The sequence below is a fragment of the Streptomyces sp. NPDC057253 genome (assembly GCF_042669125.1).
In the GTDB taxonomy this organism is placed as follows: domain Bacteria; phylum Actinomycetota; class Actinomycetes; order Streptomycetales; family Streptomycetaceae; genus Streptomyces.
This window is the reverse complement of sequence record NZ_JBHUXV010000061.1, coordinates 1-23337: the sequence shown is the minus strand read 5'-3', so window position 1 is coordinate 23337 and position 23337 is coordinate 1. Positions and strand designations below refer to the sequence as shown.

The window sequence follows — 23337 nt, the reverse complement described above, 5'->3', positions numbered from 1 at the left end:
CGGGATCCGTATGGCGTGGGCATGCGGCGACAGTACGCGCTAATCAGACAAATTCGTCATAGGGGACGGGTGTGGCGCGACGGGGCCACCCCAATGCCGGTCCAGGGGTCCCGGCGGAGGCACTCGGCACCCCGGCACGCGGGACGGGTGTGGCGCGGCCGGGCCACCCCAATGCCGGTCCAGGGGTCCCGGCGGAGGCACTCGGCACCCCGGCACGCGGCACACGGGACGGGTGTGGCGCGACCGGGCCACCCCTACGCCGGTCCACGGGTCCTGGCCGAGGCGGAGGACACTCGGCACCCAGGCACCCCGGCACCGGTCCGCGGCCCGCCCCGGCACACCGAAGCGCGGCACGCACCGACACCCGGGCCTGCCCCGGCCCCGGCACCCGGCGCGCCCCGCGCCACTCCTCACATCCGCGAGACGTTCCGCTCGTACACCAACCGCAGCCCCACCAGCGTCAGCCACGGCTCGTGCTCGTCGATCACCGAGGACTCGCCCAGCACCATCGGCGCCAGTCCGCCCGTGGCGATCACCGTCACGTCGTCCGGGTCCTCCGCGAGCTCCCGGGCCATCCGGGTCACCACTCCGTCGACCTGCCCGGCGAACCCGTACACGATCCCGGACTGCATCGCCTCGACGGTGTTCTTGCCGATCACGCTCCGCGGCCGGGCCACCTCGATCTTCCGCAGCTGCGCTCCCCGGACGCCGAGCGCCTCCACGGAGATCTCGATGCCGGGCGCGATGACCCCGCCGACGTACTCCCCGCGCGCGGACACCGCGTCGAAGGTGGTGGCCGTACCGAAGTCCACGACGATCGCCGGTCCGCCGAACAGCTCGACGGCGGCCACCGCGTTGATGATCCGGTCGGCGCCGACCTCCTTGGGGTTGTCGGTGAGGATCGGCACCCCCGTCTTGACGCCGGGCTCGACCAGGACGGCCGGCACGTCGCCGTAGTACCGGCGCGTCACCTCACGCAGCTCGTGCAGCACCGACGGCACGGTCGCGCAGATCGCGATCCCGTCGATGCCGTCGCCCAGTTCGTCCCCGAGGAGCGGGTGCATGCCCATGAGGCCCTGGAGCAGCACCGCCAGCTCGTCCGCGGTCCGGCGCGCGTCCGTGGAGATCCGCCAGTGCTCGACGATGTCCTCGCCGTCGAAGAGGCCGAGGACGGTTTGCGTGTTGCCGACGTCGATGGTGAGGAGCATGGCGACTACTCCGCCTCGCGCAGATCGAGGCCGATGTCGAGGATCGGCGAGGAGTGGGTGAGCGCGCCGACGGCGAGGTAGTCGACGCCGGTGTCCGCGTACACGCGCGCGTTGTCCAGCGTCAGCCGCCCGGAGGCCTCCAGCGCGGCCCGCCCGTGCACGAGCGCGACCGCCTCCTCGCACTCCCCGGGCGTGAAGTTGTCCAGCAGGATGAGGTCGGCGCCCGCGTCCACGACCTCGCGCAGCTGGTGCAGGGTGTCGACCTCGACCTCGATCGGCACGTCCGGGAAGGTCTCCCGCACGGCCTTGAAGGCCTGCGCGACGCCACCGGCGGCGACCACGTGGTTGTCCTTGACCAGAGCCGCGTCGGAGAGCGACATACGGTGGTTGACCCCGCCTCCGCAGCGCACCGCGAACTTCTCCAGGGACCGGAGCCCCGGCGTGGTCTTGCGGGTGTCCCGCACGCGTGCCTTGGTGCCGTCGAGCGCGTCGGCCCACGCGCGCGTGGCGGTCGCGATGCCGGAGAGCCGGCACAGCAGGTTCAGCGCGCTGCGCTCGGCGGTGAGCAGGTCACGCGTGCGCGTGGTGACCGACAGCAGCTTCTGCCCGGCCTCGACCCGGTCGCCGTCCTCGACGTGCCGCTCGACCTCGAACTCGTCCTCGCACACCACCGAGACGACCGCCTCGGCGACCCTGAGGCCGGCCACGACGCCCGCCTCGCGCGCGACGAAGTCGGCGGTGGCGACGGCGTCCTCGGGGATGGTCGCCACGGTCGTCACGTCCACGCCGTGGTCCAGGTCCTCCTGGATGGCGACGTTGGCGATGTCCTCGACCTCGACGGGGTCGAGCCCGGCGTCGGCCAGGAGCTGCGCGAGCGCGGGGTCGAGCCCGCACTCCAGGTACTCCTCGTCGCCCGGGCCGCCGTCGGCGCCGCAGGCACAGCCGTCGCCGCAGCCGCCGGAGGAGGCGAGGGGAAGGTCGTCGGTGCTCACTGGTGTCACTGCTCCTGAGGGTGCTGCCGGGTCGGGGGGAAGTCTGCGGTATCGGTGGTGTGCGCGGCGAGGGTCCGGTCGGGATTCAGCCGTACGACGATGTGGCGGCGCCATGCCGTGTCGTCGCGGTCGGGCCGGTCCTCGCGCCAGTGGCAGCCCCGGGTCTCCTCGCGCCGGAGGGCGGCGGCGACCAGGACGCGGGCCACGCACAGGAGGTTGGTGGCCTCCCAGGTGTCCACGCCGGGCTCGGCCGTCTTGCCGTTCTCGGCGAGGGCGTCCCGGGCGTCCGCGTGCAGCTGGTGCAGGGCGTCGGCCGCGCCGGACAGGGACTCGGCCGAGCGCAGCACGCCCGCGCCGCGGGTCATGATCCGCTGGATCGCGAACCGGGCCTCGGGCGCGAGCAACGGGTGCGCGGGCCGCTCGGGCTGCTCGACGGGGGCGGGCACACGCGCGTGGAGGCCGTCCTCGCCGCGGCCCGCCAGGATGTCGACGGCGATGCGCTCGGCGTAGACCAGTCCCTCCAGCAGGGAGTTGGAGGCGAGCCTGTTGGCTCCGTGCACCCCGGTGCAGGCGACCTCGCCGCACGCGTACAGGCCCGGGACGGTGGTCCGGCCCCGGGGGTCGGTGCGCACGCCGCCGGAGGCGTAGTGGGCGGCCGGCGCGATCGGGATGGGCTCGGTGACCGGGTCGATGCCGTGGGCGCGGCAGGCCGCGAGGATCGTCGGGAAGCGGTGCTCCCACATCTCGGCGCCGAAGTGCCGGGCGTCGAGGAACATGTGCTCGGCGTCCCGCTCCTGCATGCGGCGCATGATGCCCTTGGCGACGATGTCCCGGGGCGCCAGCTCGGCCAGTTCGTGCTGCCCGACCATGAAGCGCACCCCGTCGGCGTCCACCAGGTGGGCCCCCTCGCCGCGGACGGCCTCGGAGACGAGCGGCTGCTGGCCCTCCGCGTCCGCGCCGAGGAACAGCACGGTGGGGTGGAACTGCACGAACTCCAGGTCGCTGACCTCGGCGCCGGCGCGCAGGGCGAGCGCCACGCCGTCGCCGGTCGACACCGACGGGTTGGTGGTCGCGGAGAAGACCTGTCCCATGCCGCCGGTCGCGAGAATCACCGCGGGGGCGTGCACGGCGCCCACGCCGTCGTGCTGGCCCTCGCCCATGACGTGCAGGGTGACGCCCGCCGTACGGCCCTCGGCGTCGGTGAGCAGGTCGAGCACGAGCGCGTTCTCGATCGTACGAAGGCCACGCGCGCGTACGGCCTCGACGAGCGCCCGGGAGATCTCCGCACCGGTGGCGTCACCGCCCGCGTGGGCGATCCGGCGCCGGTGGTGGCCGCCCTCGCGGGTGAGCTCCAGATCGCCGGCCTCGGACTCGTCGAAGTGCGCGCCGGTCGCGATCAGCCGTCGTACCGCGTCGGGGCCCTCGGTGACGAGGATCCGGACGGCCTCCTCGTCGCACAGGCCCGCGCCCGCGACCAGGGTGTCGTCCAGGTGCTGTTCGGGGGTGTCGCCGTCGCCGAGGGCCGCGGCGATGCCGCCCTGCGCCCAGCGGGTGGAGCCGTCGTCGAGACGGGCCTTGGTGACGACGACGGTGGTGAGGCCGGCGGCCTCGCAGCGCAGGGCCGCGGTGAGGCCGGCGACGCCGGAGCCGACGACCACGACGTCCGCGTCGATGGACCACCCGGGGGCGGGCGCGTGCAGTCGTATGCCTGTGCTGGTCACGAGGCGGCTCCGAAGGTCAGCGGGATGTTGTCGATCAACCGGGTCGTCCCCACCCGGGCGGCGACGGCGAGGACGGCCTCGCCGGTGAAGTCGTCGTCGATCTCGCCGAAGTCGGACGGGTCGACGAGCGCGAGGTAGTCCAGGGCGAGCGGCGGGTCCTGGCGGGCGGCGTCGTCCAGGATCAGCCGGGCGGCCGCGCGGACGGCCGAGGGGGCGCCAGGGAGGGCCTTGGCGACGGCGTGCGCGTCGGCGGCCGCGCGGGACTCGCCGAGGGCGCTCAGGGCCTCGGCACGCGCGTGTGTGGCGGGCACCTCGCGGGCCCGCGCGCGCAGCGCCTCCTGGGCCGCGTGCCGGTCGCGGCCCGCGAACAGCGCCCGGGACAGCGCGAGCGCCGTGCGCCGCTGCTGGGGCATGAGGTAGCGGTTGCGGCTGGACAGGGCCAGGCCGTCGTCCTCGCGCACGGTGGGCACGCCCACGATGTCGACGCCGAAGTTCAGGTCGCGCACCATCCGGCGGATCAGGGCGAGCTGCTGGGCGTCCTTCTGGCCGTAGAGGGCGATGTCGGGGCGGGTGAGGTGGAGCAGCTTGGCGACGACGGTGAGCATGCCGTCGAAGTGGCCGGGGCGCGAGGCGCCCTCCAGGCGCTCCCCCATGGGGCCCGCGCTGATGCGCACCTGCGGCTCGCCGCCCGGGTAGACCTCGTCGACGGAGGGCGCGAAGACGGCGTCCGCGCCGGCGTCCTCGGCGATCTTGAGGTCCGCGTCCAGGGTGCGCGGATAGCGGTCGAGGTCCTCGCCGGCGCCGAACTGGAGGGGGTTCACGAAGACGGTGACGACGACCTCGCCGTCCGGTCCGGCGATCTCGCGCGCGGTGCGGATCAGGGTGGCGTGGCCCTCGTGCAGGGCGCCCATGGTCATCACGACGGCCCGGCGGCCCGTACGCGTGCGTGCGCGCAGTTCGTCGGCGGTGCGCAGCAGGGTGATGCTCATCGGGCGTCCCCCTCGGAGCCGTGGGTCCCGTCGGTCTGGCCGGCGAGTACCCCGAGCAGGTCCTCGGCGAGCTCCGGCTTCAGCAGTCCGTGGGCGAGCGCGCGGTCGGCGGTCGCGCGGGCCATCGCCAGATAGCCGGAGACGGTCTGCGGGGCGTGCCTGCGCAGCTCGCTGACGTGGGCCGCGACGGTGCCGGCGTCCCCGCGCGCGACGGGGCCGGTGAGGGCCGCGTCGCCGGAACGCAGGGCGTTGTCGAGGGCGGCGCCGAGCAGTGGGCCGAGCATCCGGTCCGGGGCCTCGACGCCGGCCGAGCGCAGCAGTTCCATGGCCTGGGCGACCAGGGTGACCAGGTGGTTGGCGCCGAGGGCGAGGGCCGCGTGGTAGAGCGGCCGCATCTCCTCCTCGATCCACTCGGGCTCGCCGCCCATCTCGATGACGAGGGCCTCGGCGGCCAGCCGCAGCTCCTCGGGGGCGGTGACGCCGAAGGAGCAGCCCGCGAGGCGCTGGACGTCCACGGGGGTGCCGGTGAAGGTCATCGCCGGGTGCAGGGCCAGCGGCAGCGCGCCCGCGCGCAGGGCGGGGTCCAGGACTTTCGCGCCATACCGCCCCGAGGTGTGCACGAGCAGTTGTCCCGGCCGTACGGCCCCGGTCTCGGCCAGGCCCTCCACGAGTCCGGGCAGGGTGTCGTCGGGGACGGTCAGCAGGACCAGGTCGGCGCGCTGGAGGACGTCGGCGGGGGTGACGAGCGGCACGTCCGGGAGCATCAGCTCGGCCCGCCGCCGGGAGGCGTCGGAGACCCCGGAGACGGCCACCGGGCGGTGCCCGGCGAGCTGGAGGGACGCGGCGAGCGCGGGGCCCACGCGGCCGGCGCCGACGACGCCCACGGTGAGCCGCGCGGGGCGGTCCTTGCTGTCTGGCTGTTGGGCTGTACTCACTCGACGGCGGCCTTCCCGTTCCAGTCCGCATCTGGGTACCGGACGATTTCTCGTCATGTTAACGCGATTGGTTCCAGGGGCGTTCGGTTGTCCACAGGCTGTGGGTTTCCGTGAGCGCGTGGAGTGGAGAAATCCCCGTGCCCGGAACCGGGGCGCAGGAGATGATCCGGACATGACTGAAGCAGCCGAGCACAGTGCCGCAGGGACGACGGACGAGGAAGGCCCCGAGCAGGTCACGGAGGCGGAACGGCTGCTGCGCCGCCGCGCACGGCGCATCAGCGCGTACCGCAGCGCCGACCGCACCCTGGCACGCCTCGGACTGCTCGCACCCCTGCGCGAGCGCCTCGCAGAACTCGACGGGGCCGAAGCGCTCCACGACCTGGACGAGCCGTCCGACCTCTACGGGAACGGCATCGTCGAGGCCTTGGAGGAGAAGGTGGCGGCTCTCCTCGGCAAGGAGGCCGCCGCGTTCTTCCCGACCGGCACGATGGCCCAGCAGGTGGCGCTGCGCTGCTGGGCGGGCCGCACCGGCAACCCCACCGTCGCCCTGCACGCGCTGGCCCACCCCGAGGTGCACGAGCGAAACGCCTTCCGGGAGGTCTCCGGTCTGCGCCCGGTCCATCTGACGAGCGAGCCCCGGCTGCCCACCGCCGACGAGGTCCGCGGCTTCGAGGAGCCCTTCGGGGCGCTGATGCTGGAACTGCCCCTCAGGGACGCCGGATACCTGCTGCCCACCTGGGAGGAGCTCACCGAGCTCGCTGCGGCGGCGCGCGAGCGGGACGCGGTCGTGCACTTCGACGGCGCCCGCCTGTGGGAGACCACCGTCCACTTCGGCCGCCCCCTGGACGAGATCGCGGACCTCGCGGACAGCGTCTACGTGTCGTTCTACAAGTCCCTCCAGGCCTTCGGCGGGGCCGCGCTCGCCGGCCCGAGGAGCCTGGTCGAGGAGGCGAAGACCTGGCGGCACCGGTACGGCGGCGCGGTCTTCCAGCAGTTCCCGACCGTCCTGTCTGCCCTCGCGGGCCTGGAGCGGGAACTGCCCAGGCTGCCCGAGTACGTGGCCCACGCGCGCGTGGTGGCCGCCGCGCTGCGCGAGGGCTTCGCCCAGGCCGGGGTGCCGTGGGCCCGGGTGCACCCCGAGGTACCGCACACCTTCGACTTCCAGGTCTGGTTGCCGTACGGCGTCGACGAGGTCTCCGAGGCGGCGATCCGGCAGTCGGAGGAGACCGGCACGGCCCTGTTCATCAACCCCTGGGACGAGAAGGGCCCGGGGCTGTCCATGACCGAGGTCTTCGTCCGGGCTGCGGCCCTGGAGTGGACGGCGGCGGACGTACGGGCGGCGGCCGCGGACTTCGCCGCGCGGTTGCCGGGGATCAGCGGCTAGGCGGCGTCGCGTCGACTGACAACGCCCGCCCCGGCTGACGCCGCCCGCCCCGATTGACGGGCGCCGTCAATCGGGGCGGGCGTTGTCAGTGGCGCGGTGCACCATGAGGTCATGAGCGTGCGCATCGACATCGCGGGGCTGCGGCCGGAGAGGGTCGCCGTCGTGCCCTCCCCCCTGGCCGAGCTCGGCATGGCGCTGCACGCGCTGGCCGAACCGGGGCACCATCCGGGGCTCCAGGCCTGGGTGACCGGTGTGACGGCCCGGCTCGACCCGCATCTGGCCGACCGGATGTGCGAGGCGGACTTCCTGTGGCGGACGACGTTCTCGGACCTGTTCATGCCGTTCGCCGGCGTCCCGGGCCGGACCACGCTTCCGGGGGCCTCCATCGCCGAGGACCTGGACCTGCTCGACAAGCTGACGGACGAGCAGTTCGTGGACGCGGCCCTGGAGTTCACCTGCGCGCTGCCGTACTGCTCGCAGGGCCCGAGTGTGCTCTCCGACGGTGCGCTGCACCGGCGTGCCCTGGAGCTGGCCGCCTCGCGCGGGCCGCGGCAGGTGCGGTTCGCCGAGCGGCTGCTGGCCGATCCGCCGCGGATCCGGGCCTGGTTCCGGCAGTTCGTGGAGGACTGCGAGGAGGCGTTCTTCGCGGACACCTGGTCCCGGCTGCGCCACCAGCTCGCGGCCGACGCCCGCCACAAGACGGACCTGCTGCGCCGCAAGGGCCTCCCGGAGGCGCTGACCGCGGTGTCGCCGGCGGTCACGCTCGACGAGGCCGGGGCCCGCATCACGGTCGACAAGCTGGGCACCGGCCACAGCGCCACCGAGGAGGGCGGGCTGCTGCTGGTGCCCACGAGCCTGGGCTGGCCGCACCTGAGCGTCCTGCACCGGTACGGCTGGCAGCCCGCCCTGCACTACCCGGTCGGTTCCCCCGAGCTCGCCTCACCGCCCTCGGTGGAGCAGCTGGCCCTGCGGATGACGGCGCTGTCGCACCCCGTCCGTATGCGCCTGTGCCGTCACCTGGCCCGCAGCGCCTACACCACCAGCGAGCTCGCCCAGGTGCACGGCATGACCGCCCCGGAGATATCCCGGCACCTGAGCGTCCTGAAGAAGGCGGGCCTGGTCACCACCCGCCGCCGCGGCCGGTACGTCCTGCACCAGCTGGACGTCACCGTGGTGGCGAGGCTGGGCAGCGACTTCCTGGAAGGGATATTGAGGTGACCGTCGGCGGGCCCGACGCCGCCCGCCCAGTCGCTCGCAGCAGCCCTGCTCGGCCCTCCGGAAGCCTCAGCCCGCACCAACCCAGCCGGCCCGCCCGAAGCTTCAGCCCGCCCGCACCAGCCCAGCCGGCCCGGCGTCTCAGCCCTGCCCGCCGCCCGCCCGCACCAGCCCCGTCTCATAGGCGAGGACCACCACCTGCACCCGGTCCCTGAGGCTCAGCTTGGTCAGGATGCGGCCGACGTGTGTCTTCACGGTGGCCTCGGACAGCACCAGCCGGGCCGCGATCTCGCCGTTGGAGAGCCCCTGCGCGACCAGCACCATCACCTCGCGCTCCCGGTCGGTGAGCCGCTCCAGCTCCTTGTGCTGCGTCTCCTTGCCGGTGGTGGGCAGCATCGGCGCGAACCGGTCGAGCAGCCGCCGGGTGGTCGAGGGGGCGACCACGGCGTCGCCGCTGTGCACCGAGCGGATCGCGGCGAGCAGCTCGCCGGGCGGCACGTCCTTGAGCATGAAGCCGGAGGCGCCCGCCTTCAGCCCGGAGAAGGCGTACTCGTCGAGGTCGAAGGTGGTCAGGATCAGCACCTTCGGCGGGTCGGGCTCCGAGCAGATGCGGCGGGTGGTCTCCACGCCGTCGAGCTTCGGCATGCGGACGTCCATCAGGACCACGTCGACGGCGGTCGAGCGCAGCACCTGGAGGGCCTCCACCCCGTCCCCCGCCTCCGCGACGACCTCCATGTCCGGCTGGGCGGCGAGCACCATCCGGAACCCGGTGCGCAGCAGCACCTGGTCGTCGACGAGCATCACGCGGATCGTCATGGAGCCTCTTCCGTTTCTCAGGGGTCGTACGCCGTGTCGCAGGGGCCGTACGACGGGGTCATCAGGGGGCGTGACAGGTGTCAACCGGGGGCGTGCGGCGGCGTCAATGCGCCGGTTTGAGGGGCAGCAGCGCACTGATGCGGAATCCTCCGCCGGGGCGGGGACCCGCGTCCAGGGTGCCCCCGACCATGCCGACCCGCTCGCGCATCCCGATCAGGCCATGGCCCGCGCCGTCGGCGCCGCCCTCCTCGTACAGCTCGTGCGGGGCGCCCTTGCCGTCGTCCTCGACGAGCAGACCGAGCCCGTCGTCGAAGTAGACCAGCCGCACGCTCGCACCCGCGTTCGGGCCGCCGTGCTTGCGCGTGTTGGTGAGCGCCTCCTGGACGATGCGGTACGCGGTGAGCTCGACGCCGCTGGGCAGCGGACGCGGGGTGCCCTCGATCTTGAAGTCGACGGGGAGCCCGGAGCCGCGGCACTGCTCGACCAGGTCCTCGATCTGCTCGACGTCGGGCTGCGGGACGTACTCGCCGCCCTCCTGGTGCTCGCCGGTGCGCAGCACCCCCAGCAGGCGGCGCATCTCGGCGAGGGCCTGCCGGCCGGTGGAGGAGATGGTCTCCAGGGCCTTCTTGGCCTGGTCGGGCGCGGCATCGAGGACATAGGCGGCGCCGTCGGCCTGGACGACCATGACGGACACGTTGTGCGCGACCACGTCGTGCAGTTCGCGGGCGATCCGGGCGCGCTCGGCGGCGACGGCGACCTTGGCCTGCGCCTCGCGCTCCTTCTCCAGGCGGGCGTTGCGCTCCTCCAGCTGCGCGAAGTACGCGCGGCGGGTGCGGATCGAGTCGCCGAGCACCCAGGCCAGGGCGAACGGCACGGTCTGGAAGATCACGAGGGCGACGTTGCCGAGGGTGGTGGTGTTGTCGTTCGGCCAGCGCAGCTGCGCGAGCGGGGCCGCGCACAGGCCCGTCGTCAGGGCCAGCCGGGAGGCCCAGCGGGAGGCGGTGGCGGCCACCGTGTAGACGATCACCAGGAAGGCGAAGTCGGCGGCCGTGGTCTCCACGTCCAGCACCAGCTGCGCCACCCCGAGCCCGATGGCCAGCAGCAGCATCTGCTCCGGCATGCGCCGGCGCAGCGCGATCACCAGGCACAACAGCAGGACGACCGGAATGATCGCGAAGGGCGAGGCGGTCCCCTGGGACTCCCCACGGGCGCTTTCGCTCGCGAGCGAGATCCCGAACAGGAAGACCGCCCAGAAGACGTCGACCCCTGTCGGGTGCCTGCGGAGGAAGTCATAGAGGCGCTGCACGTAACCCAGCGTAGGGAAGCGTGAAGTGTGCGGGGGTCAACCGGAGGATCGATCCGTACCGTCCGCGCGTACTCCCCAAGGTGGAGGCTGCCTTCCCCAGGCGCCTAGCCTGACGGCGTGAGCGATGACACGAGGGACGGGCCGGCGAGCGACTGGACCGGCTGGCGGACCGCCACCGAGGCCGCCCTGTACGGCCCGGAGGGCTTCTACCGCAGGCCGGAGGGGCCGGCCGGGCACTTCCGTACGTCCGTGCACGCCTCGCCGTTGTTCGCCGATGCCGTGGCCCGGCTGCTGTGCCGCGTGGACGAGGCGCTGGGCCGGCCCGCCCGGCTCGACTTCGTCGACATGGCCGCGGGCCGGGGCGAGTTGGCCACCGGCGTCCTCGCCGCCCTGCCCGCCGAGGTGACGGCCCGCACGCGCGTGTACGCCGTCGAGGTCGCCGACCGCCCCGCGGACCTCGCTCACCGCATCGAGTGGCTGACCGAGCCCCCGAAGAACATCAGGGGCCTGCTGTTCGCCAACGAATGGCTGGACAACGTCCCCGTGGAGATCGCCGAGACGGACTCCGCGGGCGTGCCGCGCCGGGTCCTCGTACGACGGGACGGCCGCGAGCGCCTCGGGGAACCGGTCACTGGCTCGGAGGCCGAGTGGCTGGACCAGTGGTGGCCGCTGCCGCCCGAGGAGGGGCTGCGCGCCGAGATCGGCCTGCCCCGGGACGAGGCGTGGGCGTCGGCGGTCGCGACGGTCGAGCGGGGCCTCGCGGTCGCCGTGGACTACGCGCACACGGCCCGCACACGGCCCCCTTTCGGGACGCTCACCGGCTTCCGCGAGGGGCGTGAGATCACCCCCGTGCCGGACGGGTCGTGCGACCTGACCGCCCATGTGGCACTGGACGCGTGCGCGCTCCCCGGAGGGCGCCTGCTGACCCAGCGCGACGCCCTGCGCGCCCTGGGCATCGCCGGCGCACGCCCTCCGCTCGCCCTCGCCTCCACCAGCCCCGCCGAGTACGTCCGCGCCCTCGCGCGCGCCGGGGAGGCCGCCGAGCTCACCGCGCCGGGCGGGCTCGGCGACTTCGGCTGGCTGCTCCAGCCGGTGGGGATCACGGACTCGCCCGTCGGCCGCGGGGCCCTACTTGTCGATGTCCCCGACCACGAAGAACAGTGACCCGAGGATCGCCACCATGTCCGCCACCAGCGTCCCCGGCAGCAGCTCGACCAGCGCCTGGATGTTGTTGTAGGAGGCCGAGCGCAGCTTCAGCCGGTACGGCGTCTTCTCGCCCTTGCTGACGAGGTAGTAGCCGTTGATGCCGAGCGGGTTCTCGGTCCACGCGTACGTGTGCCCCTCGGGCGCCTTCAGGACCTTCGGGAGCCGCTGGTTGATCGGGCCGGGCGGCAGCTCCGCGAGCCGGTCGAGGCAGGCGTCGGCGAGGTCGAGGGCGTTGTGGGTCTGCTCCAGGAGGACCTCGAAGCGGGCCAGGCAGTCGCCCTCCTGGCGGGTCACCACCTTCAGGGTGTCCTGGAGCTCGCCGTAGGCGAGGTAGGGCTCGTCGCGGCGCAGGTCGAAGTCGACGCCCGAGGCGCGCGCGATGGGCCCGCTGACGCCGTAGGCGTGCACGGTCTCCGGCGCGAGGACACCGACGTCCCGGGTACGCCCCCGGAAGATCTCGTTGCCGAGGACGAGGTCGTCGAAGCGGTCCATGCGCGAGCGCACGGCGGCGACGGCGGCACGCGCACGCGTGGCCCAGCCGGCCGGCAGGTCCTCCTTGAGGCCGCCGACCCGGTTGAACATGTAGTGCATGCGGCCGCCGGAGACCTCCTCCATGACGTTCTGGAGGACCTCCCGCTCCCGGAACGCGTAGAAGACCGGGGTGATGCCGCCCAGCTCCAGGGGGTAGGAGCCGAGGAACATCAGGTGGTTCAGCACCCGGTTCAGCTCGGCGAGCAGCGTGCGCGTCCACACCGCGCGCTCCGGCACCTCCATGCCGAGCATGCGCTCCACGCCGAGGACCACGCCCAGCTCGTTGGAGAAGGCCGACAGCCAGTCGTGGCGGTTGGCGAGCATGATGATCTGGCGGTAGTCGCGGGCCTCGAACAGCTTCTCCGCGCCCCGGTGCATGTAACCGATCACCGGCTCCGCGCTCACGATGCGCTCGCCGTCCAGGACCAGCCTCAGGCGCAGCACGCCGTGGGTGGACGGGTGCTGCGGTCCGATGTTGAGCACCATGTCGGTGCTCTCCGCGGCGCCGCCGATGCCGACCGTGGTCTCCGTCGTAGGAGTCATGGACACAGTCTGTCCTACGTACGCTGGCCCCATGGAGACGGGGAGCGGGCAGGACACAGAGGTCACCGGGGACGAGCCGGTGTGGACCGGGCTGCCGCCGGGGCTGCTGCGGATGCGTCGGATGCTGCTGGTGGTGTGGCTGGGACTGCTCGCCGTGGCCCTGGGGCTGCTGCTGGGGCTGCTGTGCGGTCCGCTCTGGGCGGCCTTCGCGCTGCTGCCGCTCGCCCTCATGGGCTGGGGCTGGGTGCTGATCGGCCGCAACTGGCGCTCCTGGCGCTACGCCGAGCGCGCGGACGACCTGCTGATCAGCCGGGGCGTGCTGTGGCGCGAGGAGACCGTGGTGCCGTACGGCCGCATGCAGCTGGTGGAGGTCACCTCCGGGCCCGTGGAGCGGCACTTCGGGCTGGCCAGCGTGCAGCTGCACACGGCCGCCGCGGCGACCGACGCGACCATCCCGGGCCTGGACCCGGCCGAGGCGGAACGCCTGCGGGACCGGCTCACCGAACTCGGCGAGGCCCGATCGGCGGGCCTGTGACGGCGCCGGGCGTCGACGACGCCGTACAGGAGAAGGAGGCCGTCACCGAGCGGCGGCTGCATCCCATAACGCCGCTCAGGCGGGCGTGGGCGCCGGTGGCCGTCGTCATCGGGTGGGCGGTGCACGACCCCGACCAGGCGCAGCGCCAGCTGACCCGGCTGACGACCACCACGCTGCTGATCGCGCTCGCCGTCGTCGTGCCCGCCGCCGCCCTCTACGGCTTCCTCACCTGGTGGTTCACCCACTTCGCGGTCACCGACAGCGAACTGCGCATCCGGACCGGCCTGTTGTTCCGGCGCACCGCGCACATCCGGCTGGAGCGGATCCAGGCGATCGACGTGACGCAGCCGCTCCTCGCGCGCGTGGCGGGGGTCGCGAAGCTCCGGCTCGACGTCGTCGGCACCGACAAGAAGGACGAACTGGCCTTCCTCGGGGAGCGCGAGGCGCGGGCGCTGCGCGCGGAACTGCTGGCGCGCGCCGCCGGGTTCGCTCCCGAGACCGCGCACGAGGTCGGCGAGGCACCGGCGCGCGAGCTGATGCGCACGCCCCCGCGAGACCTCGCGCTCTCCCTTGTGCTGACCGGCGCCACCTGGGTGAGCCTGGTCGCCGCCCTCGTCGTACCGCCGCTGCTGTGGTGGGCCACCCACAGCGTGTGGACGGTCCTGGCGACCGCCGTGCCGCTGCTCGGCGCGGCGGGCGCGAGCAGCGTGGGGCGGTTCGTCAGCGAGTACGACTGGACGGTGGGCGAGTCCCCGGACGGGCTGCGGATCGACCACGGCCTCCTGGACCGCAGCCACGAGACGGTGCCGCCCGGGCGGGTGCAGACCGTGCGGATCGTGGAGCCGCTGCTGTGGCGGCGGCGCGGCTGGGTGCGGGTCGAGCTGGACGTGGCCGGGTCGTCCAACTCGGTGCTGGTGCCGGTCGCTCCGCGCGAGGTCGCCGAGGCGGTCGTCGCGCGCGTGCTGCCCGGAGTCGTCGTACCCCCGATGTCGGCGCTCGCGCGGCCCCCGCGGCGGGCCGGGCGGTGCGTGCCCGTGTGGTGGCGCGGCCACGGACTCGCCGTCACGGACGCGGTGTTCGCCTCCCGGCAGGGGCTGCTGCGGCGGAGCCTGGCGCTCGTCCCGCACGCGAAGGTGCAGAGCGTACGGCTCGTTCAAGGGCCCTGGAAGCGGCTGTGGCGGCTCGCCGACGTGCACGTGGACACGGGAGCGAACAAGACCGTCACGGCCCGTCTGAGGGACGCTCAGGAGGCCGCGGAGCTGCTCCGGGCGCAGGCGGAGCGGTCGCGGACGGGACGGAGAGGGGCACGGCCCGACCGGTGGATGGCCTGACCGTGCCCCTCGCGCACACCTGCGGGACCGTCAGGAGACCGCGCTGCGCAGTCCCTGGAGGTTGATCTGTTCCGTCTGGTCGTGGGCGGTCAGGTCGATGACCTGGCCGACGCCCCGGGACTCCTCGTCGGCCGGCTTGAACTGCGCCTCCGCCTCGGCCTTGTGCAGCGCGAGCGCCTCCTGGCCGACGACATCGGCGAGGTCCTCGTTCTGCACGGCCTCCAGCGCGTCGGCCGAGGCCCCCGCCTTGGTGCCGAAGAAGTCGAACCCGCCCTCGACCCGCGGGCGTCGCTCGGGAGCCGTGGGCACGACCGCCACCGCGGTCGGCGCGATGAAGTGCCCGGCGGGCTGCTGCGGCGGCTGGGCGGCTCTGGCCGGGGTGGTGGCGGCCGCGCGCTGATGCCCGTCGACCGCCTCGGGCTTCCCCCGCGCCTCGTCCTCCTGCGCGGCCTCCGCCTCGGTACCGGAGGCGTCCGCCGCGCGTGCACTGGCCTTCACGGGCTCCGCCGCGGCCGGTGAGCTCTTGGGCTCGGTCGCCGGGCCGCTCTTCGCGTCACCCTTGGACGTGCCCCGGCCGTCGGTTCCGGTCCCGGCGGTACCGGCCGCCGTCTCCGGCTCGGCGTCGGCGCCTGTCCCGACGTCGGCCGCCACCTTGGTCGCGATCCCCGTCGTGGCGCCCGTCTTGGCACCCGTCGTGGCGCCCGCCTCGGCATCCGTCGGCTTCTCGGCGTCCGCCGTCGTCTTGTCGTCCGCACCCGTCTCGACGTCAGCGGCCGTCTCGGCGTCCGTCCCCGCCCCGGGCTCCCCGTCCTCGGCGCCGCCCTCATGCAGCCGCTTCAGCGCCGCGTTCGCCCGCAGCCACAGCCGGGAGCCCTCGGGCGAGAAGATCGCGGGCCGCTCCGGCTGCCCGTCCGCGGCCACCTCGACAGCGGTCCCGGTCTCGGTCCCGGCCTCGTCGTCACCCGCGGCAGCCACCGCCACGTCGTCCCCGTCGGCCCCCTCCGCCGACGGCAGCGCCCGCTCCGGCGCGGCCTCTATCTCCAGCAGCCGGCGGCCCTCCAGGGCGCTCGCCCGCTCTGTCTCCGCCGTGGCGTACCGCCGCAGCAGGGCCGCGTGTTCGTTGCGCAGGCCCGCCAGTTCCGCGCGCTTGGCCCGCAGCCGCTGCTCCAGCTTGGCGCGCAGCTCGCGGGACTCCTCGAGATCGGTCTCGAGTTCGGCGACCCGCTCCTCGTGCCGCCACTCGTCGCTCGCACGCGCGCGCGTGAGGTCGGCGACCTGCTTGCCCGCCTGCGCGTCCCAACGGCGCATGACGGCCGCCCCCACGATCGCGACCGCCGCGGCGAACGCGGCTATCACGCGCAGCACGGCCTGTTGCGAGAAGACCCATGGGCCGAAGGCGCAGACGAGGGAGACGCCTGCGATCGCCGACGGAGGCAGCAGCCTGTGCAGAGGAGGGGAATGGCGGTGACGTCCACGTGGCATGGCCAGAAACTTACCGCGAGTAGGCGAAGTATGGTGCCCCGCCCCGTAAAAACACAGCCATCCCGCGGCCTTCACCCGACATCAGGAATCGGAACGGCGCCGAATTCGGTTCATCGATCACCGAGCCGCTCGCTGACCCACTCCAAGGTCGCCGGGATCTCCCGCCGCCAGGTGTTGAAGTTGTGCCCGCCGCTTTCGAGGATGATCGACGAGATCCGTGTCGTTTCCTTCGCCTTCACGCGCGCTATGAACTTCAACGTGTCCTTGTAGTTCGACTCCCCCAGCTTGCTGCTGCTGACGAGCAGTGAGGTGTCGGGCCCGGGCAGGTGCTTGAGGCACCACCACAGGTTCGCGCGGTCGCGCAGCGCCTTGTCGCCCTGGAACAGATCGCCCGTGGTGGGGTCGACGGGCGCCTTGTAGTACGGGGACAGACCCGCCCCCGCCGCGTAGACCCCGGGGTGGTGCATGGCGAGCTTCAGCGCGCAGTAGCCGCCCGTGGAGTCGCCGATGATCCCCCAGTTCCCCGGCCCCTCGGCGACCCGGTAGTGCTGCGTCACCGCCTGCGGCAGATCTTCGGCGAAGAACGACTCGGTCTGCGGACCGTCCGGGACGTCCACGCACTCGGTGTCGCGCGGGGGCGCCACCGTCGGCCGCAGCATCACCAGGATCATCGGCTCCATACGTCCGTCCTTGACGAGCTGAAGTGCCGTGCGCGGATAGTGGAGTTTGTCCACCAGCGCTCTCGCGGTACCCGGATAACCAGTGAGGACCACGGCCGCGGGGAAGGCACGCGCGCGATAGCGCTCCTGGAAATACTCCGGCGGCAGATAGATGTACGCGGGCGAGGCGATGTGGGTCGTACGGCCGACGATGTCGACCTTCTGGACCTGCCCGACCGACGACGGCCGAAAGCCGTCCCTGCCGGGCACGCCCCCGATCTCGGTCACCCGCAGCGGGCCGCTCGAGCGGTCGCCCGGGGTGTGGTCGACCACCACACCCTGGCCGGTCTCCTGACCGAACAGGTCGGCCCAGGAGGCGTAGAACCCGAAGGTCTGGTTGGCGAAGAGCCCCACCGAGACGAAGAGCGAGAGCTGTACCGCGAGCAGCAGCCCCACGCGGCCGCTGACGGACCGCCAGCTCCGCCGGGCCAGCCGGGGCCAGAGCCACACCGTGCAGGCGAACAGCGCCACGGCGGCCAGGACCGCCGGCACCAGTGTGTTGTTGCTCGTGAGACCCATTGCTTGCTTTCGCTTTCCTCGGCCTTTGAAACGGCTTTGAGGAGATGAGTGAACCTCTCCTCACGAGACACCGTCCTAGAGGGCGCAATGTCGCCGGATGCCCGAATCGGGCTCCGGATCCAAAGTCACTCGCAGAACCACGGGATGCGATGTCTGTCAGGACAGATGAGGAAATGTCGGGCGGGGTTCCGATCCGATCACCACGGCTGCGGCGTGCATGGCACGGACCGCGCCCCGAGGCCGTCCCCGTCCTCGTCGCCAGAGCCTGCGCTCTCGTAGGCCTTCTGGACATCGCCGCCGGCGTCTTCCCGCGCTTCCGGCACAGCCGTATGCACACCCTGGCCGAGGTGCTGCCCGGCGCGCTCGGCCCGTTCGCGGCCGCGCTCTCGCTCAGCACCGGCGTGCTGTTGCTGCTGCTCGCCCACGGCCTCAGGCGCCGCAAGCGCCGGGCCTGGCGGGCGGCCGTGGCGCTGCTGCCGGCGGGCGCGCTGGCGCAGTTCACCTACCGCCACTCGCTCCTCGGGGTGGCCATCTCGCTCGCCCTGCTCGCACCGCTGCTGCGCCACCGCGACCAGTTCAAGGCGCTGCCCGACCCGCGCAGCAGGTGGCGGGCGCTCGCCAACTTCGTCCTCATGGGCGCCGGTTCCCTCCTCCTCGGGCTGATCATCGTCAGCGTCCATCCGCACCGCATGGTCGGCGACCCGAGCCTGGCCGACCGCATCACGCACGTCCTGTACGGCCTGTTCGGCTTCGAGGGCCCCGTCGACTACCAGGGCGACACCTCGTGGACCGTGGGCGTCTCGCTGGGCGCCCTGGGCCTGCTGACGGCCATCACGACGATCTACCTCGCCTTCCGCCCCGAACACCCCGCCGCCCGCCTCACCGAGGAGGACGAGTCCCGTCTGCGGGCCCTGCTGGCCAAGCACGGCGGCCGCGACTCCCTCGGCCACTTCGCGCTGCGCCGCGACAAGGCGGTCGTCTTCTCCCCCAGCGGCAAGGCGGCCGTCACCTACCGCGTCGTGTCCGGCGTGATGCTCGCCAGCGGCGACCCGATCGGAGACGTCGAGGCCTGGCCTGGTGCCATCGAGCGCTTCATGGACGAGGCCAAGGCGCACTCCTGGACGCCCGCCGTCATGGGCTGCTCGGAGACCGGCGGCGAGGTCTGGACCCGCGAGACCGGCCTGGACGCCCTCGAACTGGGCGACGAGGCGGTGGTGGACGTCGCGGATTTCTCACTCGCCGGCCGCGCGATGCGCAACGTGCGCCAGATGGTCAAGCGCATCGAGCGCGCCGGTTACGAGACCCGGGTGCGGCGCGTCCGTGACCTCGGGGAGACCGAGCTGGAGCGGATCCGGCGGGCCGCCGACGACTGGCGCGGCACCGACACCGAGCGCGGCTTCTCGATGGCCCTCGGCCGCATCGGCGACCTCGCCGACGGCGACTGCCTCATCGCCACCGCCCACAAGGCCGACGACCAGCCCGGCCCCTACGGCGACCTCAAGGCGATCCTGCACTTCGTGCCCTGGGGCACCGACGGAGCCTCCCTGGACCTGATGCGACGGGACCGCTCGGCCGACCCCGGCATGAACGAGCTGCTCATCGTCGCGGCCCTGACGGCGGCCCCGAGGTTCGGCATCACGCGCGTGTCGCTGAACTTCGCGATGTTCCGCTCGGCCCTCGCCCGTGGCGAGAAGATCGGCGCGGGCCCGGTGCTGCGCGCCTGGCGGGGCCTGCTGGTCTTCCTGTCCCGCTGGTTCCAGATCGAGTCCCTGTACAAGTTCAACGCGAAGTTCCAGCCCCGCTGGGAGCCCCGCTTCGTGGTCTACCGGGCCTCCGGCGACCTCCCGCGCATCGGCTTCGCCGCCATGCAGGCGGAGGGCTTCGTCAACCTGGCCCTGCCGCTGCCGCGCTTCCTGCGCCGCCGCTCGACCTCCGCACGCGTGTGTGCGCACGCGGTCGCGGAACGGGACGTGAGAGCGGCCTGACCGCCCCCGGGACAGGTCCGGACGGAAGCCCCACCCCCGCCCCCAGCCCGGGGGCTTCCGTTCGGGCCGTGCGGCGGCCCCGCGCCGCCACGCTGGGCCTAGGCTGAACGTATGAGCAAGCAGAGCGGACGCGGGCGCGTCGCCGGCCTTCCGGAATGGGACCGCTGCGCGGTCATGGGGGTGGTGAACGTCACCCCCGACTCCTTCTCCGACGGCGGCCGCTGGTTCGACACGACGGCCGCCGTCAAGCACGGCCTCACCCTCGTCGAGGAGGGCGCCGACCTCGTGGACGTCGGCGGTGAGTCCACCCGCCCCGGCGCCACCCGCGTCGACGAGGCCGAGGAACTGAGGCGCGTCATCCCCGTCGTCCGCGGCCTGGCCGCCGAGGGCGTCACCGTCTCCGTGGACACCATGCGCGCGTCCGTGGCCGACAAGGCGCTCGCCGCCGGGGCCGCCCTCGTCAACGACGTCAGCGGCGGCCTCGCCGACCCCGCGATGATCCCGGTGGTCGCCGACGCGGGCGCCCCCTTCGTCGTCATGCACTGGCGCGGCTTCCTGGAGGGCGGCAACGTCAAGGGCGTCTACGCCGACGTCGTCGCCGAGGTCGTCGACGAACTCCACGCGCGCGTGGACGCCGTCCTCGCGGGCGGCATCTCCCCGGACCGCGTGGTCGTCGACCCGGGCCTCGGCTTCTCCAAGGACGCCGAGCACGACCTGGTCCTCCTCTCCCACCTCGACCGCCTCCTCGGCCTCGGCCACCCCCTCCTCGTCGCCGCCTCCCGCAAGCGGTTCCTCGGCCGTGTTCTCGCCGGCCCGCAGGGCGCCCCGCCGCCCGCGCGCGAGCGCGACGCCGCCACGGCCGCCGTCTCCGCCCTCGCGGCGCACGCCGGAGCGTGGGCGGTCCGCGTCCACGAAGTCCGCGCCACGGCGGACGCGGTACGGGTCGCCCGCGCCGTGGAAGGAGCGCGGTGAGCGCCCCCCACACCGACGTCGAACAGGTGGAAGCCGCCAACACGGGCTTCTACGAGGCACTGGAGCGCGGCGACTTCGAGGCGGTCTCCTCGCTCTGGCTCACCCCCGCCGACCTGGGCGTCGACGAGGAGTACCACGACCCGGCCGACGTCGGCGTGGTCTCCTGCGTGCACCCCGGCTGGCCCGTGCTGACCGGGCGCGGCGAGGTCCTCAGGTCGTACGCGCTGATCATGGCGAACACCGACTACATCCAGTTCATCCTCACCGACGTGCATGTCTCCGTCACCGGCGACACCGCCCTGGTGACCTGCACCGAGAACATCCTCAGCGGCGGGCCCGCACCCGAGGGCAGCGAGGAACTGGGACCGCTGGTCGGCCAGCTGGTGGTCGCCACCAACGTGTTCCGCCGCACCCCCGACGGCTGGAAGATGTGGTCCCACCACGCCTCCCCCGTGCTGGCCGAGAACGACGAGGACGACGACGAGGAGACGCCGTCGTAAGCCGTCGGGACCAAGAAGTGGTTGGAATCACGGACCCCTGGGTAGGGGCGGCTACCAACCCGTGAGCCGCCGGGTTCCCCGGGGGAAACACCCGGTGAAGCCTCCTGGTCCCGGCGCCGGCCCGTGCCCGCGTGGCCCGGCCCTGTCAGTGCTCGCAGGTAGATTCGTCCGAGGCCGGTGTGCCGCCCGCACACGGCACGGACCGGCCGTACCGACGATTGCAGGAGTGATTCGCGTGGATCGTGTCGCGCTGCGCGGCCTCAAGGCCCGCGGGCACCACGGTGTGTTCCCCAAGGAGCGCGAGGAGGGCCAGACCTTCATCGTGGATCTCGTCCTCGGACTGGACACCCGGCCGGCCGCCGCCGACGACGACCTGGCGAAGACCGTGCACTACGGCATCGTGGCGGAGGAGGTCGTGGCCGTCGTCGAGGGCGAGCCCGTCAACCTCATCGAGACCCTCGCCGAGCGCATCGCCCAGGCCTGTCTGAAGCACCAGGGGGTAGAGGAGGTCGAGGTCAGGGTCCACAAACCCGACGCACCGATCACCGTGCCCTTCGACGACGTGACCGTCACCATCACCCGGAGCCGAGTATGACCGCGTCCTTCGCCGCGGGTCCGAGCGACCCGACCGTACAGCCGGTGCCCGCCTCGGTCGTGCAGCAGGTGGACGCCGCCGACACCACCCTCCACAACCCCAAGCGCGCCGTCATCTCCCTCGGCTCCAACCTCGGCAACCGCCTGGAGACCCTCCAGGGCGCCATCGACGCCCTGGAGGACACCCCGGGCGTCCGCGTGAAGGCGGTCTCCCCGGTCTACGAGACCGAGCCCTGGGGCGTGGCCGCCGACAGCCAGCCGTCGTACTTCAACGCGGTCGTGGTCCTCAAGACCACCCTCCCCCCGTCCTCCCTGCTGGAGCGGGCGCACGCGGTCGAGGAGGCCTTCAACCGGGTGCGGGACGAGCGCTGGGGCCCGCGCACCCTCGACGTCGACATCGTCGCCTACGCCGATCTGGTCTCCGACGACCCGGTCCTCACCCTGCCCCACCCCCGCGCCCATGAGCGCGCCTTCGTCCTCGCCCCCTGGCACGACGTGGAGCCCGAGGCCCAGCTGCCCGGTCGCGGTCCGGTGGCGGCCCTTCTCGACACCGTCACCCGGGACGGCGTGGAAGCCCGCAAGGACCTGGAACTCCGGCTGCCCGAATAGCCGTTAAGGTCAAGACGGCCACACTTCGTGGGACGACGGGGGAGCTGAAGGGACACCGTGAAAGAGCTGCGCATCAGGCTGCTGGCCGGCGTGTTCGCCGTGGCCGGAGTCCTGTCCTGGGCGGGCGCCCGCCTGTGGAACTCGGTCGGGACCCTGCCCAGCGTCCCGCTGGCCGCGCCCATCGTGCTCGCCCTGATCGCCGTGGTCCTGGTGGCCACGGCCCTGTCCCTGCGCGCCCGCCTGAAAGCCCAGCGCGAGCGCGCCCCCGAGGCGAAGGGCGTCGACCCCCTGATGGCGGCCCGCGCGGTCGTCTTCGGCCAGGCCAGCGCCCTGGTTGCCGCCCTCGTCTCCGGCATGTACGGCGGCACCGGGGTCTTCCTGCTGGAGTCCCTCGACATCCCGGCCCGCCGGGACCAGGCCATCTACGCCGGCTTCTCGGTCCTCGCGGGCATCGCGGTGATAGCGGCGGCCCTCTTCCTGGAGCGCGTCTGCAAACTCCCGGAGGACGACGACCGCAACACGGGAGCTCCGTCGGCGGCGTGAGGCCCGCCGCCGGGAAGGGACAGGCCGGTCAGCGCGCCATGATGAGGCTCATCGCCTCGTTGCGCGTCGCCGCGTCCCGCAACTGCCCCCGCACGGCCGAGGTGAGCGTCTTGGCGCCGGGCTTGCGGATCCCCCGCATCGACATGCACATGTGCTCGCACTCGACGACCACGATGACCCCGCGCGGCTCCAGGATCTCCATCAGGGAGTCGGCTATCTGCGTGGTGAGTCGTTCCTGCACCTGCGGCCGACGGGCGTAGACGTCCACGAGCCGGGCCAGCTTCGACAGCCCGGTGATCTTCCCGGTGGTGGCCGGGATGTACCCGACGTGGGCGACCCCCCGGAACGGCACCAGATGGTGCTCACAGGTCGAGTACACCTCGATGTCCTTCACGAGCACCATCTCGTCGTGCCCCAGGTCGAACGTCGTGGTCAGCACGTCCTCGGGCTTCTGCCACAGTCCCGCGAAGATCTCCTTGTACGCCCGCGCCACCCGCGCCGGCGTCTCCCGCAGCCCTTCGCGGTCCGGGTCCTCGCCGACCGCGATCAGGAGCTCGCGGACCGCGTTCTCGGCGCGCTTCTCGTCGAAATCGCCGATGGAGCCCTCGCCGTCGAGCGTCACGGGGTCGGTCATCTGGTGCCTCGTTCCTGGAAGTCCCTCACGGCCGAAAAACGCCGTGCCCCCCAGGCTAAAACCTGGGG

The 23337-nt window shown here is 73.0% G+C and carries 22 protein-coding genes; 11 read left to right on the top strand and 11 right to left on the bottom strand.

Annotation, left to right across the window (positions count from 1 at the left end; genetic code table 11):
- Nucleotides 1-410 precede the first annotated feature (410 nt).
- From ACFULQ_RS28875 to ACFULQ_RS28855, 5 genes are read right to left on the bottom strand one after another with little or no spacing between them, the layout of a single operon-like run.
- Nucleotides 411-1208: a type III pantothenate kinase gene (locus ACFULQ_RS28875; RefSeq protein ID WP_383549278.1), complete on the bottom strand. Its 798-nt coding sequence runs from the start codon at nucleotides 1206-1208 to the stop codon at nucleotides 411-413.
- Between the two features lie 5 nt (nucleotides 1209-1213).
- Entirely contained in the window at nucleotides 1214-2200 is a 987-nt protein-coding gene (nadC, locus tag ACFULQ_RS28870; RefSeq protein WP_383549275.1) for a carboxylating nicotinate-nucleotide diphosphorylase, read from the bottom strand.
- Between the two features lie 5 nt (nucleotides 2201-2205).
- Nucleotides 2206-3921 carry an L-aspartate oxidase gene (locus tag ACFULQ_RS28865; RefSeq protein WP_383549272.1) on the bottom strand — a complete coding sequence of 572 codons (1716 nt, stop codon included), beginning with the start codon at nucleotides 3919-3921 and terminating at the stop codon, nucleotides 2206-2208.
- Nucleotides 3918-4910 carry a pantoate--beta-alanine ligase gene (gene panC / locus ACFULQ_RS28860; protein WP_383549269.1) on the bottom strand — a complete coding sequence of 331 codons (993 nt, stop codon included), beginning with the start codon at nucleotides 4908-4910 and terminating at the stop codon, nucleotides 3918-3920. The genes ACFULQ_RS28865 and panC overlap by 4 nt, the downstream gene beginning before the upstream one ends.
- Nucleotides 4907-5845, bottom strand: a complete 939-nt coding sequence (locus tag ACFULQ_RS28855) for a Rossmann-like and DUF2520 domain-containing protein (protein WP_383549266.1) — start codon at nucleotides 5843-5845, stop codon at nucleotides 4907-4909. Before ACFULQ_RS28855 ends, panC begins: the two co-directional genes overlap by 4 nt.
- A 172-nt stretch (nucleotides 5846-6017) precedes the next feature.
- Here ACFULQ_RS28855 and ACFULQ_RS28850 point away from each other — a divergent pair, with 172 nt between their 5' ends.
- Both ACFULQ_RS28850 and ACFULQ_RS28845 read left to right on the top strand, forming a co-directional pair.
- Nucleotides 6018-7229 (top strand): threonine aldolase family protein, encoded by a 1212-nt coding sequence (locus tag ACFULQ_RS28850; protein WP_383549263.1) that lies wholly within the window; start codon nucleotides 6018-6020, stop codon nucleotides 7227-7229.
- A gap of 111 nt (nucleotides 7230-7340) precedes the next feature.
- The gene (locus tag ACFULQ_RS28845) at nucleotides 7341-8447 is read left to right on the top strand and encodes a DUF5937 family protein (protein ID WP_383549260.1); all 1107 of its coding nucleotides are present in this window, start codon (nucleotides 7341-7343) and stop codon (nucleotides 8445-8447) included.
- Between the two features lie 138 nt (nucleotides 8448-8585).
- Here the strand turns inward: ACFULQ_RS28845 and ACFULQ_RS28840 are convergent, their stop codons facing one another.
- Together ACFULQ_RS28840 and ACFULQ_RS28835 are read right to left on the bottom strand one after the other, a co-directional pair.
- Nucleotides 8586-9260 carry a response regulator gene (locus ACFULQ_RS28840; RefSeq protein WP_383549257.1) on the bottom strand — a complete coding sequence of 225 codons (675 nt, stop codon included), beginning with the start codon at nucleotides 9258-9260 and terminating at the stop codon, nucleotides 8586-8588.
- 103 nt (nucleotides 9261-9363) lie between these two features.
- Nucleotides 9364-10566, bottom strand: a complete 1203-nt coding sequence (locus tag ACFULQ_RS28835; protein ID WP_383549254.1) for a sensor histidine kinase — start codon at nucleotides 10564-10566, stop codon at nucleotides 9364-9366.
- Between the two features lie 117 nt (nucleotides 10567-10683).
- On the opposite strand from ACFULQ_RS28835, the gene ACFULQ_RS28830 reads away from it, so the two are divergent.
- Nucleotides 10684-11730, top strand: coding sequence for an SAM-dependent methyltransferase (locus ACFULQ_RS28830; protein WP_383549251.1), 1047 nt, complete (start codon nucleotides 10684-10686; stop codon nucleotides 11728-11730).
- Here ACFULQ_RS28830 and ACFULQ_RS28825 read toward each other — a convergent pair.
- The gene (locus tag ACFULQ_RS28825) at nucleotides 11695-12846 is read right to left on the bottom strand and encodes an NADH-quinone oxidoreductase subunit D (RefSeq protein WP_383549248.1); all 1152 of its coding nucleotides are present in this window, start codon (nucleotides 12844-12846) and stop codon (nucleotides 11695-11697) included. The two genes, ACFULQ_RS28830 and ACFULQ_RS28825, sit on opposite strands and share 36 nt — an antisense overlap.
- 31 nt (nucleotides 12847-12877) lie before the next feature.
- Here ACFULQ_RS28825 and ACFULQ_RS28820 point away from each other — a divergent pair, with 31 nt between their 5' ends.
- Together ACFULQ_RS28820 and ACFULQ_RS28815 are read left to right on the top strand one after the other, a co-directional pair.
- Nucleotides 12878-13381 carry a PH domain-containing protein gene (locus tag ACFULQ_RS28820; RefSeq protein ID WP_383549245.1) on the top strand — a complete coding sequence of 168 codons (504 nt, stop codon included), beginning with the start codon at nucleotides 12878-12880 and terminating at the stop codon, nucleotides 13379-13381.
- Entirely contained in the window at nucleotides 13378-14712 is a 1335-nt protein-coding gene (locus ACFULQ_RS28815; protein ID WP_383549243.1) for a PH domain-containing protein, read from the top strand. The genes ACFULQ_RS28820 and ACFULQ_RS28815 overlap by 4 nt, the downstream gene beginning before the upstream one ends.
- A 30-nt stretch (nucleotides 14713-14742) precedes the next feature.
- Here the strand turns inward: ACFULQ_RS28815 and ACFULQ_RS28810 are convergent, their stop codons facing one another.
- Together ACFULQ_RS28810 and ACFULQ_RS28805 are read right to left on the bottom strand one after the other, a co-directional pair.
- Entirely contained in the window at nucleotides 14743-16194 is a 1452-nt protein-coding gene (locus ACFULQ_RS28810; protein WP_383549241.1) for a hypothetical protein, read from the bottom strand.
- Nucleotides 16195-16304: 110 nt separating this feature from the next.
- Nucleotides 16305-17432 carry an alpha/beta hydrolase gene (locus ACFULQ_RS28805; protein WP_383549238.1) on the bottom strand — a complete coding sequence of 376 codons (1128 nt, stop codon included), beginning with the start codon at nucleotides 17430-17432 and terminating at the stop codon, nucleotides 16305-16307.
- A 173-nt stretch (nucleotides 17433-17605) separates the two neighbouring features.
- On the opposite strand from ACFULQ_RS28805, the gene ACFULQ_RS28800 reads away from it, so the two are divergent.
- The 6 genes from ACFULQ_RS28800 (at nucleotide 17606) to ACFULQ_RS28775 (ending at nucleotide 22635) form a co-directional block, all read left to right on the top strand.
- The gene (locus tag ACFULQ_RS28800) at nucleotides 17606-19417 is read left to right on the top strand and encodes a phosphatidylglycerol lysyltransferase domain-containing protein (RefSeq protein WP_383549236.1); all 1812 of its coding nucleotides are present in this window, start codon (nucleotides 17606-17608) and stop codon (nucleotides 19415-19417) included.
- Between the two features lie 111 nt (nucleotides 19418-19528).
- On the top strand, nucleotides 19529-20389 hold the full coding sequence (gene folP, locus ACFULQ_RS28795) for a dihydropteroate synthase (RefSeq protein ID WP_383549233.1): 861 nt from the start codon (nucleotides 19529-19531) through the stop codon (nucleotides 20387-20389).
- Entirely contained in the window at nucleotides 20386-20889 is a 504-nt protein-coding gene (locus ACFULQ_RS28790; protein ID WP_383549231.1) for a nuclear transport factor 2 family protein, read from the top strand. Before folP ends, ACFULQ_RS28790 begins: the two co-directional genes overlap by 4 nt.
- Nucleotides 20890-21124: 235 nt before the next feature.
- The gene (folB, locus tag ACFULQ_RS28785) at nucleotides 21125-21484 is read left to right on the top strand and encodes a dihydroneopterin aldolase (protein ID WP_383549228.1); all 360 of its coding nucleotides are present in this window, start codon (nucleotides 21125-21127) and stop codon (nucleotides 21482-21484) included.
- A complete protein-coding gene (gene folK, locus ACFULQ_RS28780) occupies nucleotides 21481-22092 on the top strand; it encodes a 2-amino-4-hydroxy-6-hydroxymethyldihydropteridine diphosphokinase (protein WP_383549225.1) in 612 nt (203 codons plus the stop codon). Before folB ends, folK begins: the two co-directional genes overlap by 4 nt.
- Before the next feature lie 57 nt (nucleotides 22093-22149).
- Entirely contained in the window at nucleotides 22150-22635 is a 486-nt protein-coding gene (locus tag ACFULQ_RS28775; protein WP_383549222.1) for a DUF3180 domain-containing protein, read from the top strand.
- 28 nt (nucleotides 22636-22663) lie between these two features.
- On the opposite strand, the gene folE is transcribed toward ACFULQ_RS28775, so the two are convergent.
- Nucleotides 22664-23269, bottom strand: coding sequence for a GTP cyclohydrolase I FolE (gene folE / locus ACFULQ_RS28770; RefSeq protein ID WP_383549219.1), 606 nt, complete (start codon nucleotides 23267-23269; stop codon nucleotides 22664-22666).
- Nucleotides 23270-23337 lie beyond the last annotated feature (68 nt).

Coding starts and splice junctions, on each gene's coding strand:
- ACFULQ_RS28875 (WP_383549278.1), bottom strand. CDS start 1,208: ATGCTCCTCACCATCGACGTCGGCAACACGCAAACCGTCCTCGGCCTC.
- panC (WP_383549269.1), bottom strand. CDS start 4,910: ATGAGCATCACCCTGCTGCGCACCGCCGACGAACTGCGCGCACGCACG.
- ACFULQ_RS28850 (WP_383549263.1), top strand. CDS start 6,018: ATGACTGAAGCAGCCGAGCACAGTGCCGCAGGGACGACGGACGAGGAA.
- ACFULQ_RS28845 (WP_383549260.1), top strand. CDS start 7,341: ATGAGCGTGCGCATCGACATCGCGGGGCTGCGGCCGGAGAGGGTCGCC.
- ACFULQ_RS28840 (WP_383549257.1), bottom strand. CDS start 9,260: ATGACGATCCGCGTGATGCTCGTCGACGACCAGGTGCTGCTGCGCACC.
- ACFULQ_RS28825 (WP_383549248.1), bottom strand. CDS start 12,846: ATGACTCCTACGACGGAGACCACGGTCGGCATCGGCGGCGCCGCGGAG.
- ACFULQ_RS28820 (WP_383549245.1), top strand. CDS start 12,878: ATGGAGACGGGGAGCGGGCAGGACACAGAGGTCACCGGGGACGAGCCG.
- ACFULQ_RS28810 (WP_383549241.1), bottom strand. CDS start 16,194: ATGCCACGTGGACGTCACCGCCATTCCCCTCCTCTGCACAGGCTGCTG.
- ACFULQ_RS28805 (WP_383549238.1), bottom strand. CDS start 17,432: ATGGGTCTCACGAGCAACAACACACTGGTGCCGGCGGTCCTGGCCGCC.
- ACFULQ_RS28800 (WP_383549236.1), top strand. CDS start 17,606: ATGTCGGGCGGGGTTCCGATCCGATCACCACGGCTGCGGCGTGCATGG.
- folP (WP_383549233.1), top strand. CDS start 19,529: ATGAGCAAGCAGAGCGGACGCGGGCGCGTCGCCGGCCTTCCGGAATGG.
- folK (WP_383549225.1), top strand. CDS start 21,481: ATGACCGCGTCCTTCGCCGCGGGTCCGAGCGACCCGACCGTACAGCCG.
- folE (WP_383549219.1), bottom strand. CDS start 23,269: ATGACCGACCCCGTGACGCTCGACGGCGAGGGCTCCATCGGCGATTTC.